The sequence below is a fragment of the Methylobacterium sp. J-068 genome (assembly GCF_022829445.1).
Taxonomy (GTDB): Bacteria; Pseudomonadota; Alphaproteobacteria; order Rhizobiales; family Beijerinckiaceae; genus Methylobacterium.
Genome location: NZ_JAKSXY010000085.1, coordinates 26,964 through 40,837, shown reverse-complemented (window position 1 = coordinate 40,837; position 13,874 = coordinate 26,964). Strand labels below are relative to the sequence as shown.

General features: G+C 69.4%; 16 protein-coding genes and 2 pseudogenes. 3 read left to right on the top strand and 15 right to left on the bottom strand.

Translation table 11 applies throughout. The annotated features are described in order from the left end of the window. Positions 1-152: 152 nt before the first annotated feature. The 3 genes from MKK54_RS24525 to MKK54_RS14575 all read right to left on the bottom strand — a co-directional run bounded on the left by MKK54_RS24525 (position 153) and on the right by MKK54_RS14575 (position 2,933). Positions 153-287: a hypothetical protein gene (locus MKK54_RS24525; protein ID WP_279597369.1), complete on the bottom strand. Its 135-nt coding sequence runs from the start codon at positions 285-287 to the stop codon at positions 153-155. A gap of 78 nt (positions 288-365) precedes the next feature. Next, positions 366-1,547: a hypothetical protein gene (locus MKK54_RS14580; protein WP_244011889.1), complete on the bottom strand. Its 1,182-nt coding sequence runs from the start codon at positions 1,545-1,547 to the stop codon at positions 366-368. Between the two features lie 3 nt (positions 1,548-1,550). Further along, positions 1,551-2,933: an RsmB/NOP family class I SAM-dependent RNA methyltransferase gene (locus MKK54_RS14575; protein WP_244011887.1), complete on the bottom strand. Its 1,383-nt coding sequence runs from the start codon at positions 2,931-2,933 to the stop codon at positions 1,551-1,553. A gap of 108 nt (positions 2,934-3,041) precedes the next feature. On the opposite strand from MKK54_RS14575, the gene MKK54_RS14570 reads away from it, so the two are divergent. Both MKK54_RS14570 and MKK54_RS14565 read left to right on the top strand, forming a co-directional pair. Next, a complete protein-coding gene (locus MKK54_RS14570) occupies positions 3,042-3,275 on the top strand; it encodes a DUF1674 domain-containing protein (RefSeq protein WP_244011885.1) in 234 nt (77 codons plus the stop codon). A gap of 104 nt (positions 3,276-3,379) precedes the next feature. Further along, a complete protein-coding gene (locus MKK54_RS14565; RefSeq protein ID WP_244011883.1) occupies positions 3,380-3,688 on the top strand; it encodes a cupin domain-containing protein in 309 nt (102 codons plus the stop codon). Positions 3,689-3,806: 118 nt separating this feature from the next. On the opposite strand, the gene MKK54_RS14560 is transcribed toward MKK54_RS14565, so the two are convergent. From MKK54_RS14560 to bluB, 3 genes are all read right to left on the bottom strand, one after another. Next, the gene (locus MKK54_RS14560; RefSeq protein ID WP_409564187.1) at positions 3,807-4,334 is read right to left on the bottom strand and encodes a L,D-transpeptidase; all 528 of its coding nucleotides are present in this window, start codon (positions 4,332-4,334) and stop codon (positions 3,807-3,809) included. Positions 4,335-4,551: 217 nt separating this feature from the next. Continuing rightward, positions 4,552-4,977 (bottom strand): GFA family protein, encoded by a 426-nt coding sequence (locus tag MKK54_RS14555; RefSeq protein ID WP_244011879.1) that lies wholly within the window; start codon positions 4,975-4,977, stop codon positions 4,552-4,554. A 20-nt stretch (positions 4,978-4,997) separates the two neighbouring features. Then, positions 4,998-5,657 (bottom strand): 5,6-dimethylbenzimidazole synthase, encoded by a 660-nt coding sequence (gene bluB / locus MKK54_RS14550; protein WP_244011877.1) that lies wholly within the window; start codon positions 5,655-5,657, stop codon positions 4,998-5,000. Between the two features lie 441 nt (positions 5,658-6,098). Here bluB and MKK54_RS14545 point away from each other — a divergent pair, with 441 nt between their 5' ends. After that, positions 6,099-6,470, top strand: coding sequence for a DUF2794 domain-containing protein (locus MKK54_RS14545; RefSeq protein WP_244011875.1), 372 nt, complete (start codon positions 6,099-6,101; stop codon positions 6,468-6,470). 90 nt (positions 6,471-6,560) lie between these two features. On the opposite strand, the gene MKK54_RS14540 is transcribed toward MKK54_RS14545, so the two are convergent. The 9 genes and pseudogenes from MKK54_RS14540 to rpmI all read right to left on the bottom strand — a co-directional run bounded on the left by MKK54_RS14540 (position 6,561) and on the right by rpmI (position 13,752). After that, positions 6,561-7,328, bottom strand: a complete 768-nt coding sequence (locus tag MKK54_RS14540) for a Bax inhibitor-1/YccA family protein (RefSeq protein ID WP_244011873.1) — start codon at positions 7,326-7,328, stop codon at positions 6,561-6,563. A 276-nt stretch (positions 7,329-7,604) separates the two neighbouring features. Continuing rightward, positions 7,605-7,709, bottom strand: a pseudogene (locus tag MKK54_RS24760) (SEC-C metal-binding domain-containing protein); the annotation flags it as partial. Between the two features lie 294 nt (positions 7,710-8,003). Then, positions 8,004-8,387 (bottom strand): annotated as a pseudogene (locus tag MKK54_RS24755) (DUF1186 domain-containing protein); the annotation flags it as partial. A 140-nt stretch (positions 8,388-8,527) separates the two neighbouring features. Further along, complete coding sequence (pheT, locus tag MKK54_RS14530; RefSeq protein ID WP_244011870.1) at positions 8,528-10,951, bottom strand: phenylalanine--tRNA ligase subunit beta; 2,424 nt, start codon at positions 10,949-10,951, stop codon at positions 8,528-8,530. Positions 10,952-10,975: 24 nt separating this feature from the next. Continuing rightward, entirely contained in the window at positions 10,976-11,458 is a 483-nt protein-coding gene (locus MKK54_RS14525) for a hypothetical protein (RefSeq protein WP_244011868.1), read from the bottom strand. Continuing rightward, positions 11,455-11,769: a hypothetical protein gene (locus MKK54_RS14520; RefSeq protein ID WP_244011866.1), complete on the bottom strand. Its 315-nt coding sequence runs from the start codon at positions 11,767-11,769 to the stop codon at positions 11,455-11,457. Before MKK54_RS14520 ends, MKK54_RS14525 begins: the two co-directional genes overlap by 4 nt. Positions 11,770-11,791: 22 nt before the next feature. Next, complete coding sequence (gene pheS / locus MKK54_RS14515; RefSeq protein WP_244011864.1) at positions 11,792-12,874, bottom strand: phenylalanine--tRNA ligase subunit alpha; 1,083 nt, start codon at positions 12,872-12,874, stop codon at positions 11,792-11,794. A 254-nt stretch (positions 12,875-13,128) separates the two neighbouring features. Then, positions 13,129-13,500, bottom strand: coding sequence for a 50S ribosomal protein L20 (gene rplT / locus MKK54_RS14510; RefSeq protein WP_244011862.1), 372 nt, complete (start codon positions 13,498-13,500; stop codon positions 13,129-13,131). A 48-nt stretch (positions 13,501-13,548) separates the two neighbouring features. Continuing rightward, positions 13,549-13,752 carry a 50S ribosomal protein L35 gene (gene rpmI / locus MKK54_RS14505; protein ID WP_018044555.1) on the bottom strand — a complete coding sequence of 68 codons (204 nt, stop codon included), beginning with the start codon at positions 13,750-13,752 and terminating at the stop codon, positions 13,549-13,551. Positions 13,753-13,874: the final 122 nt, after the last annotated feature.

The window sequence follows — 13,874 nt, the reverse complement described above, 5'->3', positions numbered from 1 at the left end:
TCCTGGAAGGAGAGGGTTGGGGTGAGGTGTAGTCCATCTCCGGAGAGGTCACGCACCTCACCCTGTCCCTCTCCTTCCAGGAGAGGGGACCCGCGCTCCGTCTCGTCAGCTGTCCGACCTAATCTACCGGAGGCCGTATGAGGCGCAGTGCCTCAGACGAGGTAGAGCGTCGATTGCAGGCGGAAGACCTTCGGGCAGCGCAAGCTGGCGACGAGCGCCTGGGCCTCGTCGAGGGTGATCTGCCGGTCGGCGGCAATGTCCTGCAACGTCATCCAGCGGTTCGTCATCGCTCGCATCCTTATCGTCGAGCAGGCAACACCCGACGCGACGGTTGGTTCACCCGGCGCTGAAGGTCACGCAGGGCCTCAGCGCAGATAGGTCACGCTGTAGAGCGTGCGGCGCAAAGCCTCCTCGCCGACCCAGACGCGGCCGTTGTCGCAGGAGTCCCGCATGCCCTCCCGCATGCGGGCGCAGTACTCGCCGGTGTTGTCCTGCACCCGGTACTGGCAGGTGCCGCCGAGCATGCGCCGGCCGATGACCGGGCTGGCATGGTCGGCATGGAGATCCGGGTCCTTCGGGTCGCGGTCCTCCAGGAGGTACCAGCTGTACCCGATGGTGGGCACGCGGCCGTGGTCGAGGGCGTAGTCGATCATCGCCAGGATGCGGCTGATGGCGCGGGGGCTCGGCGGCGTGCCGGAATCGCGCATCTCGACGAACTCGGCCTGGTTGGCCGCGACCCGGTAGGAGACCGGGAGCAGCGGAACGGGCAAGGGCACGCGCCGGCAGCGCGCCTCGACATGGGCGATCCAGGCGGCGTTGAAGGTGTCGGTGCGCGGATCGCGCAGGTGCGGCACGGTGCCAGCCAGAGTCCGATGGCTCATCGGCCGGGGGGCGAGTCGGCTGCGGTAGCGCAGGCGCCGCAGGGTCGGGTTGGCGTAGCGGTAGCCGTCGTTCGAGGGCAGGTCGCGGTCCTCGCACAGGCCGCCGATGTTGTAGAGGAGCGCGGCGGTGTCCTCCTCGCCGCCCTCGATCTTGTCGAAATACGGCAGGAGCCGAGGGTTGCCGATAGGCGACATCTCGGCGGCGTTGCGGCTCCAGGCGATGTCGGCGCGCCAGTTCGGATGGGCCTTCATGTGGGCGCGCAGGGCTGGGATCGCGGCGAGGCGCTCAGGGTCCGCGAAGTAGTTCTTCGTCGCCACGTCGAGGGGCGAGACCTGACGCCCCAGGCGGTGCGAGATCATGTCGGCGGTGGCGTAGGCGAAGCAGATCGCGCTCTCGCCCTGGTTCAGCGGCATCTCGCGCGGCGAGGGCGAGAGGCCGACGTCGCGCGTGCCCTCGTGCGCCTCGAAGGGGATCGTCGTCTCCAGAGCGGCACAGGCGGGGTTGCGGGCATAGGCCGGGTGAGGCGGCAGGATGCGCGGATCGGCTTGAGCGGGCGCGGTTTGAGCGGGCGCGGTTTGGGCGCGCGCGGGAGCCGGAACCGCGAGCGCGAGCCAGCCACCCGCCAGGGCCGCGCCGAGGACGCGGGGAAGGCGGCCGTCGCGCATGCCTCAATCCTTCCGGCGCAGTCGGGTGGCGAAGAAGCCGTCGAGACCGCCGCTGGCAGCCGGAGCCTCGCCGCCGAGCGGGGACGCGAGATGCGAGGGAAGCGTGCGCAGGTCGCCCGAGGCGTCGATGCATTCGGTGAGGCCTCCGAGCTCTTCCGGCCGAACCGGTACGCGCTCGAAACCGGGGTTGCGGGCGAGGAAGGTCGCCACCTGCGCCTCGCCCTCCTCCGGCTCCAGCGAGCAGGTGCAGTAGACGAGTCGCCCGCCCGGCCTGACCAGGGTGGCGGCCTTGTCGAACAGCCGCTTCTGCAGGCCGATGAGGCGGCCGATGTCGCTCTCGGTCTTGGTCCAGGCGACATCGGGGTGGCGCCGCAGGGTGCCGGTGGCCGAGCAGGGCGCGTCGAGGAGCACCGCGTCGAAGGCGGCCTCGTCGGGCAGGGCCAGGGCGTCGCCGACCTGGACCTCAGCCTCCAATCCGAGGCGCGCGAAGTTCTGGGACAGGCGTCCGAGCCGGGGACTGGAGCGGTCGACGGCGAGCACGGAAGCACCGGCGGCGGCGAGTTGCGCCGTCTTGCCGCCGGGGGCGGCGCAGAGGTCGGCGACGCGCTCGCCCGGCTGCGCGCGCAGCAATCGCGCCGGCAGGGCGGCGGCGGCGTCCTGCACCCACCATTGGCCCTCGCCGTAGCCGGGCAGGTCCGCGACGTTGGCGCGGATCTCGTGCAGGCGCACGCTGCCGGTCGGCAGGGCGACGCCGCCGAGGCGCTCCGCCCATTCGGTGACGGAGCCCCGCACGGTCAGGTCGAGGGCGGCGCCCTGGAGGTGGGCCGCCGCGATGGCGCGGGCGGTGTCCTCGCCATAGGCCGCGCGCCAGCGCCGGGCGAGCCAGTCCGGCGTGTTGTCGGCCAGTGGATCGGCGGGATGGGCCACGATCTCGGCCCGCTCGCGCACGATGCGGCGCAGGACCGCGTTCACGAGGCCCGACAGGTGCTGGAGCTGCGGGTCGGCCTTGGCGAGGCGCACGCCGAGATCCACGGCCGCGTGATCGGGCACGTTGAGGTCGAGGATCTGCACGGCGCCGGTCGCCAGGAGGGCGACGAGGCGCGGCTGGTCCTCGGGCAGCCCCTGCGACATCCGCGCGGCGAGCACGCGACGCAGGAAGCCGAGGCGCCGGAAGGTCGCGGTGGCGATGGCCCGGGCGAGCCCGGCATCGGCCGCGTCCAGCCCGGCGGCGCGGCCGGCCTGGGCAAGGGCATCCTCCAGGGCGAAGCCACGGGTCTTGCCGATGAGGTCGGCGACCGCACCCTGCGCCACCTGCCGCGCGGCGAGGCCCGCGACGCTGCGGTCGATCGGCGCCGTGGGCGCGTCCGTGTTGCGGCGTGTCGCCATGAATGCCACTTCCTGCTTGAAAGACCCGCCGCTCGAGACCCGTTCGCGACGGGCGGTTTTCGTGCCCTGTCCCCCTGCCCTTCCACCCGAGACACCGAGATGCAAGCCATGACCAGCCCGGAGCCGACGGAAAACCACGCGGACGAGGCGCTTCCGGCGGCGCCGGCGCGTCCGCTGACCCCGGAGGCGGCCCGCGCGCTGGCCGAGGCGGCGGAGCGGCGCGCGGTCATCGACGCCCACGCGGCCGAGATCACCGCCACCCGCGAGCGCCAGGGCCGGGGCGGCCTGGAGCCGGTGCGCTACGACGATTGGGAGATCAAGGGCATCGCGGTCGACTTCTGAACCGGCCTACGCCTGTTCGGCGCGGATACCGGAACGTCCGCCATCGGCTCCCGTTGTCCCGGCCATCGGCCCGGCGACGACGGGCAGCGACGGAGGATACGATCATGGCCGTGAAAGTTTCGAGCAGGACTGCCGGCGAAGGTCCGCATGGCGAGGTCGCCCTGGCGCGCGGGCAATCGGTGGCGATGCGGATGTGGCGGAACGAGTCGCCCGCGACCGACAAGCCGATGGCGGCCCGGCCCTACGAGACCGTCGGATACGTCGTCTCCGGGCGGGCCGAACTGACCGTCAACGGCGAGAAGGTCGTGCTCGAACCGGGTGATTCCTGGCTGGTTCCTGAAGGCGCCGACCACAACTACACGATCCTGGAATCCTTCACGGCGATCGAGGCGACGTCGCCGCCGGCCCGCTGACGCGATCCGGCCCGCACCGGCCGCGACGCGCGGTCCGTTGCGGGCCCCGGCGGGTGACATCCGGGAGCGTCGCTCTGATCGTGTCTCCGCTCCGATCAAGCGGCGACTGTATCACGGATCACCGCGTGACGTAGACCTGGGTTCCCACCGAGACGCGCTCGTAGAGATCGACCACGTCCTGGTTGTACATCCGGATGCAGCCGTAGGACGCGTAGGTGCCGATGGAGTTCGGCCGGTTGGTGCCGTGGATGGCGTACTCGCCGCCCGCCAGCGTCATCGCGGCCGATCCCATCGGGTTCGAGGGCGAGCCGCCCGCGATCACCGAGGGCAGGCGCGGGTTGTCGCGCTTGACCTCGCGCGGGGGGGCCCAGGCCGGCTCGACATATTTGCCGTCGATCCGCGTGGCGCCGCTCCACTGCTTGCCGGGCTTGCCCACCGCGACCGGATAGCGGATCGCCGTACCGTCCCCGTTCACGAGGTAGAGCCGGCGCTCGGACGTGCGCACCACGATGGTGCCCGGCATGACGCCATCCATGACGCCCTCATGGAAGGCGACGACCTCCCGCGCCATGGCGGGCGCCGCCGACAGGCCTACGGCCAGCATCGCGCCCAGAACGGCCGCACCCGAAATTCCCCGACGCACCATGACCCGAACCCTCGCAAGCGTGACCTTAAGCCCGCTGATAAAGCGGGGCGCGGGTTGTCGTTCCGGTAAAGCCTTGCGGGGATGGAGGGTTATCCCAGCGGAATCGGACGACGCGGTAAAATCTGAGCGGGGAATTCAACACAAAGGCGTCGCATTGCTTTCAACGATCGTTGACTCTGATTGCGACGTCTCCGCCTCGCGGAGATTACGGCTACAATCAATCGGCCGGGACGAAGCGGAGGGTGCCGGCGCGCCGGGTCGGCTTGCCGGTGTCGTTCGTGTGGTTGACCCCATCCATGACGGGCACCTCGGGGAAGTCGAAGGGGCTCACGCCGTCCAGGCACGCCACGTTCACCGCGTACAGGTTCCGGTCGGACCGCCGCTGGTGATGGGTGTAGATCCCGCAGCGGGAACAGAAGAAGTGCTGCACCGCCTCGCTGTGGAAGCGATAGGTCGTCAGGACCTCGGCGCCCTGCAGGACCTCGACGCCCCCCATTTCCGCCATGGCGACGACGGCGCCGCGCATCCGGCAATAGGAACAGGTGCAGCGGCGGATCGACCGGAGGCCGTCACTGAGCGTCGCCCGGAAACGCACCGCGCCGCAATGGCACTGGCCGACCCGAATGTTCGTGTCCTCCACCATGTCGTTCGTCCTCCCGTGCGTCAGCGCTCGATCAGCGCCATGCGGGGGTCGAGCCGGTCCTGCCAGCCGTGCCGGACCAGTTCCGGGTCGGCGTGCTCCTCGACGGGGTAGCCCACGCAGAGATAGGCGACGAGGTGCCAAGCGCAGGGTACGCCCAGGGTCTCGCACACGGTGCCGGGTTCGAGGATCGAGACCCAGCCGACGCCGAGTCCCTGAGCGCGGGCCGCGAGCCAGAAGGTCTGCACGGCGGTGACGACGGAGTAGCGCAGCATCTCCGGCATGGTCGCCCGGCCGAGGCCGTGGCCGGTCTCCGTCGCCTCGTCGCAGAACACCGCGAGGTGGACCGGCGCCTCGCGCAGGCCCGCGAGTTTCAAGCGGATGTAGGCCTCGCGGCGCTCGGCCTCGTAGCCGGAGGCGGCCTCGGCGTTGCAGCGCTCGAAGCTCGCCACCACGCGGGCGCGCCGCCCCGGATCGGCGACCCGCACGAAGCGCCAGGGCTGGCTGTTGCCGACGGACGGGCTCAGGGCCGCGAGGTCGAGGCAGCCGCGCAGCAGCCCTTCGTCCACCGAATCCTTGCGGAAGCGGCGGACGTCGCGCCGCCAGGCGAACAGATCCGCGAGTGTCCGGCGAAAGGCGGCATCGAAGCTGACCACGATCCGCTCCCCCGCGGTTGAGACCACCAGACCCTCGACGATGGCGTGGCCCCGAGGCGGCAGCTCCCGGGACGGCCGCGCCCCAGACGGCGTTTCTCGCCGCTGACGGACGGTGCCGCAAGGGTCAAAAGCGAGGGGTCAAAAGCGAGGGCCCAAAAAAAGGGCCGCACTCCGAGGAGGCGGCCTGAAGTCCTTGGGTCTCGAAACCTCTGGGATGTCGGGCCTGCCGGACCGGGCGCCGTCCGAAAGCTGGGGAGCCGAAAGACTCGGACGCCGCGCCGGGAGCAGGATCGACGAAGTTTCGGCAACAGGTGTCGCGTCTCATCAAGGCCGGCACGCGGCTCGATGGCGGCGAAATCGTGACGATATGTTTCGGGAGCAGCCCTTGGCCGGACGCCGAATCGCTGCCCTTGCGAGCGCGAAAGCGCGACACCATGATGACAATCCAGATCCGGACCAGGAGCGACGATGAGCGAGAGAACCGGTGCCGACCCGCGATTGCCCGAAGCCGCTCGGGTCATTCCCTTCCCCACGGCGCCGGTAGCCCCTCAGATCGCCTTCGACCGCGCGGAGCTGCGCGTCCTGTTCAACCTCTACGGCCGGATGGTGTCCCAGGGGGAGTGGCGCGATTACGCCCTCGATTTCCGGCGCGACAAGGCGGTGTTCTCGATCTACCGCCGCAGTTCCGAGATGCCGCTCTACCGAGTCGAGAAGGACCCGAAGCTCGCTCGCCGCCAGGGTGCCTACGCGGTCCTGGCCGCCTCGGGGCTGGTGATGAAGCGGGGCACCGATCTCGCCCGCGTCCTCGCCGTGCTGGAGCCCCCGCTGCGGGCGGTGTGAGACGTCGGGACATCGAATCGGGTCGAACAGAAAAAAGGCCCCGGCGGGATTCCGCCGGGGCCTTTTCGATCGTTCGGGCTCAGGCCCCGCTCAGCGGCGGTCGCCGAGGAGCGAGAGCAGCATCTGGAACATGTTGATGAAGTCCAGGTACAGCGTCAGGGCGCCGTTCACGGAGAGCTTGGCCGCGCCCTCGGCATCCGCGCCGCTGTAGAGGAACATCTCCTTGAGCTTCTGCGTGTCGTAGGCGGTGAGGCCCGCGAAGATCAGCACGCCGATCACCGAGATCGCGAACTGAAGCGCCGAAGAGGCAAGGAAGATGTTCACCAGCGAGGCGATCACGAGGCCGATCAGGCCCATGATCAGGAAGGAGCCCATGCCCGACAGGCTGCGCTTGGTGGTGTAGCCGTAGAGGCTGAGGCCACCGAACGTCGCCGCCGTGATGAAGAACACCCGCACCACGCTGGCGCCCGTGAACACGAGCAGGAGCGAGGACATCGAGGCGCCCATCACCGCCGCGAAGGCGAAGAAGGTCAGGCGTGCCGCCGAAGCGGACATCCGGTCCATCTTCATCGAGAAGATGAAGATGAAGGCCAGCGGCGCTAGCATGATCACCCACTTGAGCGGGCTGGTGTAGAGGAGCTGGCCGAACGGGGTCAGCGCCACGCGGCCCGTCGCGGTCTGCGCGACGGCGGCCATGTTGAGGCCGAGCGCCACGAGACCGGAGATCCCGAGGCCGATGACCATGTTGTTGTAGACGCCGAGCATGAAGGTGCGCAGGCCCTGGTCGATCTCGACCTGGCTGCCGGCGTACCCGGTCGGCTGGGCGCCGTACCGGAAGGGGCTGTTATCGAATGCCATGGGAGATTCCCTTGGAAGCTCTCTCAGCGTGTGATTTCGGAATGAGGCTCACGCACACGACCTCTGGCGCCCTGCGACGCCTCACGGTGAAATATGTTCGGTCACGCTGCCCCGCACAAGGGGCCGGCCAAGGCTGATCGGGCCGAATCACGCCCCGCTGTGCTGGTATTTTATTCCCCGCGCCGGGATTAAAGCGCGGGCTGACCATGCGAGACTTTTATCGACCCGCGCTTAACCAAGTCGCCAAGTCGGGGTCGCGGGCCGGAGCGCGGGCCGTCAGCCCGGCACGGCGTCGAGGCAGCACTTCTTGAACTTCTTGCCGCTGCCGCAGGGGCACGGATCGTTGCGGCCGACATGCTTCAGGGGATTCGTCACGGGCTGGCCGGCGCCCTCCGCCGTCCAGTCCAGGGCGGCGACGGGATCGTCGAGGGTGCCGAAGCGCCGGGGGTCGAAGCGGGAGAGGTCGTCCGGCTTCGCCTCGGCCTGACGCAGGGTCTTGACGAACCAGGGCTGGTCGCTGAACGCGTCGGTCAGCCGCTCGTCCCGCCGCGCCGCCAGCACCCGGGTCTCCAGTTCGCGTAAACCCAGGAGCGCGATGGTCTCCTCCCAGCCGACCCAGCCGACATCGCCCTCGACGGCGACGCGTTTCTCGTCGAAGCGCACCAGCAGGTCGCGGGCCTGCCGACGCGGAATCCGGCCGGTCTGCGTCAGGTAGGCCAGGGCCGCGAAGGCCTCGTTGCGCACCAGATCGTCGATCGTGCTGTCGAGCAGGAGGGCGCCGAGCGGCTCGGCATCGCCGTCGAAGGTACTGACGAGGACCTTCGCCAGGGTCATCGTCACCGCATCGCCGAGCAGGACGTCGAGGGTCTCGCCGTCCTGATGGAGCAGATGCACCAATGGCCGGAACACCCGGAGGTCCCGGGCGGCAGCCAGAACGTGCAGGCCCCAGAACAAGAGGTCGGCCTGCGGCTCCTCCAGTTCCGTACCCTCGGCGGCCTGCTTCAGGACGGCGAGCACCGCATCCGCGATGCGGTCCGGCTCCGCCAGCGCCGCGCGCATCTCGGGCACGGGCAGGTGCTTGGCCGCCGAGAGGGCGGCGACGAGATCCGGATCGCGCATCGGGTCCTTCCTTCGATCCGGCGCGAAGGGTCGCGCCGGCCTTCTCGCTCAGGCGCGGAGGGTCGCGCCGGTCTTCCTGGTCAGGCGCGAAGGGTCGCGCCGGTCTTGCGACCGACCTCTGCGACGATCCGGCCGGTCACCGCCTCGATCTCCGCGTCCGTGAGGGTCCGGTCCGTCGGCTGGAGGCGGACCGCGATCGCCACCGACTTCGAGCCCTCGGGAATCCCGACGCCCTCGTAGATGTCGAACACCTCGATGCCCGCGATGAGCTTGCGCTCGGCGGCCTGGGCCGCCTTCACCACGTCTCCGGCGGCGACGTCGCGGCCGACCACGAAGGCGAAGTCGCGCGAGATCGCCTGGAAATCCGACAGCACGAGGGGCGGCTTCACCTTGGTCGGGCGATGTTTCGGCAACGGCACCGCGTCGAGGGTGATCTCGAAGGCGACGAGGCGGCCCTTCAGGTCGAGGGCCTTCAGCACGCGCGGATGCACCTCGCCGAAAAATCCGACCGGGTTCTTCGGGCCGAATTGCAGGGTGCCGGAACGGCCGGGATGCAGCCAGTCCGGCCCGCCGGCCACGACCTGGAGCCCGCCGGTCGGAACGCCGAGCGCCGCCAACAGCGCCAGCGCATCGGCCTTGGCGTCGAAGGCGTCGACATTGTCGGCCGTGCCGTCCCAGTGGCGCCCCGCGCCCGCATGGGTCGCGCTGCCCCGGCGGATCGCCGCCGCCCGGATGGTCTGACCCTCGGGCTGGTCGGTGGCGAAGCACTGGCCGACCTCGAACAGAGCCACGTCGGCGCTGCCGCGATCCGCGTTGCGCTGAGCGGCCTTCAGGAGGCCCGGCACGAGGCTCGGGCGCATGTCGGAGAGGTCGGCGGCGATCGGGTTGGCGAGCGCGAGGTCCGCCCCCCCGCCGCCGAACAGCACCGCGTCGTCGTGCGGGATGAACGACCAGGTCACGGCCTCGACCAGCCCCCGGCTGGCGAGTGCGCGCTTGGCCAGCCGCGTACGCTTCTGCATCACGGTGAGGACCGGCTTGCCGACGGCCGCCTCGAGGCGCGGCAGGGGCTTGGGCTCGATGCGGTCGAGCCCCGCGATGCGAATGATCTCCTCGACGAGGTCGGCCTTGCCCTCCACGTCGGGGCGCCAGGAGGGGGTGAGCACTTTCACCCGGTCGCCGGTGCCGGCCACGTGGAAGCCGAGCGCCTCCAGGGTCACCTTCATCTCGGCGCGCGAGAGCTCAATCCCGGCCAGCCGCCGGGTCTCGGTCCAGGGGAAGTCGATGACGCGCTCGATGACCGGCGGCTCGCCGACGATCACGGCCTCGCTCGGGCTGCCGCCGCAGATGTCCATGACGAGGCGGGTGGCGAGGTCGAGGCCCGGCAGGGTGAAGGCCGGGTCGACGCCGCGCTCGAAACGGTAGCGCGCATCCGTGATGATGCCGAGGCGCCGGCCGGACTGGGCGATGTTGACGGGGTCCCACAGGGCCGATTCGATGAGCACGTCGACGGTGCCGGCGTCGCAGCCCGAGGCCTCGCCGCCCATGATGCCACCGATCGATTCGGCGCCGTTGTCGTCGGCGATGACCACGGTGTCGCCGGTCAGGGCGTAGGTCCGGCCGTCGAGGCCCTTCAGCTCCTCGCCCTCGCGCGCCCGGCGCACGACAAGGCCGCCCCGCACCTTGGCGGCATCGAAGACGTGGAGCGGCCGGCCGCGGTCGAAGGTCAGGTAGTTAGTGATGTCGACCAGCGCGTTGATCGGGCGCAGGCCGATGGCGCGCAGGCGCGCCTGCATCCAGTCCGGCGAGGGGCCGTTCCGGACGCCGCGCACGAGGCGCAGGGTGAAGTAGGGGCAGAGGCCGCGATCGAGCGGGTCGAGATCGAGGGTGACAGAGACCGGGCAGGCGCCCTCGCCGCGCACCGGCGGATGCGGCGGACGCTTGAGGCTGCCAAGCCCCGTGGCGGCCAGATCGCGGGCGATGCCGTGGATCGCGGTGCAATCCGGGCGGTTCGGCGTGAGGTTGATCTCGATGACCGGGTCGTCGAGCTTGGCGTAGAGGGCGTACGGTTCGCCCGTGGGCGCCTCCTGGGGCAGGTCGAGGATGCCGTCCGCCGCCTCGCCGAGGCCGAGTTCGGCCCCCGAGCACAGCATGCCCAGGCTCTCGACGCCCCGGATGGTGCCGACCGACAGGGTCTTGTCCAGGCCCGGCACGTAGGTGCCGGGGGGGGCGAACACCGTCTTCATGCCCGCGCGCGCGTTGGGCGCGCCGCACACCACCTGAACCGGACGGCCGTCACCGGTCTCCACCGCGCAGACGCGCAGGCGGTCGGCATTCGGGTGGGGTTCGGCGCTGATCACGTGGGCCACCACGAAGGGCTTCAGGCTCACGGCCTTGTCCTCGATGCCCTCCACCTCCAGGCCGATCCGCGTCAGCGTCTCGGCGATGGTGTCGAGGGAGGCCTCGGCGTCGAGGTGGTCCTTGAGCCAGGAGAGGGTGAATTTCATGGGCCTGCGTATCCGTCGATGGAGTCAGGAACGGCGCGGTTTTGCGATGAGCAGAACGGCCAGCTTCCGATAGGTCGTCTTGGGCAGCGCCTCGATGAGATCGATGGCTTCCTGAGCCTGCGCGATGCGCGCCAGGGTTTCCGCCTTGTTGGTCGCGAACGGCCTTGGATCGTAATCGGCCGTATGACGCTCCTTGATGAGGTCGCGCAAGATTTCACCGATGCGCCGGACCTCGGGACCGAGGGCCGCGACGTCCGGCGCGGCAAAGCGCTTCTTGGCGTCCTGATGATCGAGGGAGCGATAGATCGGCTCGAAACTTTCCCAGGGGGTGTTCCACCCCACCAGACCGTCGGCCGTGAGGTAGCAGACGGCATGAAAGACGGCGTAGTACGAATCGCTGACGGCGCGCCGCAGGGCGGTCTGGGTCGGTCTGGCGGAGCCACCCTCCACGCGCGCGTAAGCCGATTGGATCAGCTCCCGAACGATCCGATGCTTGATCTGGCTCATGGATGCGGCGACGCCGGTTCATCCAGATCGTCCGAGTAGGGTTCCGGCTCGCCGGGAAGCCGGTAGGAAACGTAGGGAAATCGTTCCTCGCCCAGCGCCGTCAAGGCGTCGTGCAGTTGACCCCGCGCCTCGACCAGGGCCTTGCCGTTGACGATGTTCGAGCCCGGCTCGAAGAACGCCTCGATGAAAAAGGCCTTGTCGCCATCCTGATCGGCGCCGGACACGACGGACGCGCGCGAAAAGCCCAGCGGTCCAAGAATCGTCGCGAAGATCGGCTCGGCAAGCTTCAGAACCTCGGCGTCGGTCAACATCTCAACCTCCCCACGCGTCACCCTACCCCGTCAGCCCGGCCACCAGGCTCGGGATGTCGAGCGGCCGGAAGCCGTAATGGTCGAGCCAGCGCACGTCCGCCTCGAAGAACGGGCGCAGGTCCGGCATGCCGTATTTCAGCATGGCGATGCGGTCGATGCCGACGCCGAAGGCGAAGCCCTGCACGCTGTCGGGGTCGAGGCCGCAATTGCGCAGCACGTTCGGGTGGACCATGCCGCAGCCGAGGATCTCGAGCCAGTCGGTCCCCTCGCCGAAGCGGATCTCGCCGCCCTTGCGCGAGCACTGAATGTCGACCTCGGCCGAGGGCTCGGTGAAGGGGAAGAACGAGGGCCGGAAGCGCATCTTCACCGCATCGACCTCGAAGAAGGTGCGGCAGAACTCCTCCAGGACCCATTTCAGGTTGGCGATGTTGGCGGCCTTGTCGATCACCAGCCCCTCGACCTGATGGAACATCGGCGTGTGGGTCTGGTCGGAATCGTGCCGATAGGTGCGCCCCGGGCAGATCACCCGGATCGGCGGCGCTCCCGCCCGCATGGTCCGGATCTGGACCGGCGAGGTGTGGGTGCGCAGCACCTTGCGCCGGCCGTTCCGGTCGGGCGCCAGGAAGAACGTGTCGTGCATCTCGCGGGCCGGATGGCCGGGCGGGAAATTGAGGGCCGTGAAATTGTAGTCGTCGGTCTCGATGTCCGGACCTTCGGCCACCGAGAATCCCATATCGGCGAAGATCGCGGTGATCTCGTCCATGACCTGGCTGATCGGGTGGATGCGGCCGCGCGTCTCGGGCGCCTCGCGCACCGGCAAGGTGACGTCGATGCGCTCGGCCGCGAGACGGGCGCCGAGCGCCGCCTCGGCCAGGGCGTCGCGACGCGTGCCGATCGCCCCCTGCACCCGGTCGCGCAATCCATTGATGAGGGGGCCGCGCGCCTTGCGCTCGTCCGGCGTCATCGCGCCCAGGGTCTTCAGGAGTTCGGAAACCGACCCCTTCTTGCCGAGGGCCGCGACGCGCACGGCGTCGAGGGCGGCCTCGTCGGACGCGTCCGCGACCTGACGCAACAGATCGCCTTCGAGAGTGTCGAGATCGGTCATCGGTTCAACTCACCGGCTGCGGCTGCGGCGATCGGTGCGGATCGGCCGGGCTCGGTCATTCGGACGTGGCGAGGGTTTTGCGGGTCGTGACCCGCAATGCAAGCGGCTACGCCCATAAAGTCGGCGGCCGCGCCGGCAAAAACCCGAGGGTCTCGGCGAAACGCATCGCGCGAAACGCCGAAAGGCGCGGCTCCTTTCGGGCGCCGCGCCTTTCGGTGAGGACGGAACGCGCGGCCCTGAGCCGCGCGGTCGACTCAGGCGGCCTTGGCGGCCGGGAGGGCGGCCTTGGCGATCTCGACCACCGCCGCGAACGAGGCGGGCTCGTGGATCGCGAGATCGGACAGGGCCTTGCGGTCCACGGCGACGCCCGACTTCGTCAGGCCGTCGATGAAGCGCGAATAGGTCAGGCCATGCTCGCGCACGGCGGCGTTGAGGCGCTGGATCCAGAGCGCGCGGAACGTGCGCTTCTTGTTCTTCCGATCGCGATAGGCATACTGCATGCCCTTCTCGACCGCCTGCTTGGCGATCCGGATCGTATTCTTGCGGCGACCGTAATAACCACGGGCGGCCTTGAGGACTTTCTTGTGCTTCGCGTGACTGGTCACGCCGCGCTTGACGCGGGCCATGGGAATTCTCCTGGATTACGAAAGATGCAGTGTCGGCGTCGTGAAGGCTTACCGGCTGTTGGGCAGGAAGTACTTCTTCACGTTGGCGGCATCGCCCTCGAACAGGGTGGTGGTGCCGCGCAGGTTGCGGATCTGCTTCGTCGTCCGCTTGATCATCCCGTGGCGCTTGCCGGCCTGGGCGTACATGACCTTGCCGGTGCCGGTGATCTTGAAGCGCTTCTTCGCGCCCGACTTGGTTTTCAGCTTGGGCATTTGGCTCTCCTGAACGCGCAACGTCTCCGATCCGGCTCGGATCGAAGGGATGCGCTCGGTTGATGCTTCTGATGGAGCAGCACGAACCGCCACGGCAGCCCGATCGGCCGGGCGGTTCAACG

Excerpts from the sequence above, each read along its gene's own strand:
- MKK54_RS14520 (WP_244011866.1), bottom strand. The coding sequence starts at position 11,769 with ATGTTGACCGACGCCGAGGTTCTGAAGCTTGCCGAGCCGATCTTCGCG.
- MKK54_RS14560 (WP_409564187.1), bottom strand. The coding sequence starts at position 4,334 with ATGGTGCGTCGGGGAATTTCGGGTGCGGCCGTTCTGGGCGCGATGCTG.
- rpmI (WP_018044555.1), bottom strand. The coding sequence starts at position 13,752 with ATGCCCAAGCTGAAAACCAAGTCGGGCGCGAAGAAGCGCTTCAAGATC.
- pheS (WP_244011864.1), bottom strand. The coding sequence starts at position 12,874 with ATGACCGATCTCGACACTCTCGAAGGCGATCTGTTGCGTCAGGTCGCG.
- MKK54_RS14575 (WP_244011887.1), bottom strand. The coding sequence starts at position 2,933 with ATGGCGACACGCCGCAACACGGACGCGCCCACGGCGCCGATCGACCGC.
- pheT (WP_244011870.1), bottom strand. The coding sequence starts at position 10,951 with ATGAAATTCACCCTCTCCTGGCTCAAGGACCACCTCGACGCCGAGGCC.
- MKK54_RS14570 (WP_244011885.1), top strand. The coding sequence starts at position 3,042 with ATGACCAGCCCGGAGCCGACGGAAAACCACGCGGACGAGGCGCTTCCG.
- MKK54_RS14580 (WP_244011889.1), bottom strand. The coding sequence starts at position 1,547 with ATGCGCGACGGCCGCCTTCCCCGCGTCCTCGGCGCGGCCCTGGCGGGT.
- MKK54_RS14555 (WP_244011879.1), bottom strand. The coding sequence starts at position 4,977 with ATGGTGGAGGACACGAACATTCGGGTCGGCCAGTGCCATTGCGGCGCG.
- MKK54_RS14565 (WP_244011883.1), top strand. The coding sequence starts at position 3,380 with ATGGCCGTGAAAGTTTCGAGCAGGACTGCCGGCGAAGGTCCGCATGGC.
- MKK54_RS14525 (WP_244011868.1), bottom strand. The coding sequence starts at position 11,458 with ATGAGCCAGATCAAGCATCGGATCGTTCGGGAGCTGATCCAATCGGCT.
- MKK54_RS24525 (WP_279597369.1), bottom strand. The coding sequence starts at position 287 with ATGACGAACCGCTGGATGACGTTGCAGGACATTGCCGCCGACCGGCAG.
- MKK54_RS14545 (WP_244011875.1), top strand. The coding sequence starts at position 6,099 with ATGAGCGAGAGAACCGGTGCCGACCCGCGATTGCCCGAAGCCGCTCGG.
- rplT (WP_244011862.1), bottom strand. The coding sequence starts at position 13,500 with ATGGCCCGCGTCAAGCGCGGCGTGACCAGTCACGCGAAGCACAAGAAA.
- MKK54_RS14540 (WP_244011873.1), bottom strand. The coding sequence starts at position 7,328 with ATGGCATTCGATAACAGCCCCTTCCGGTACGGCGCCCAGCCGACCGGG.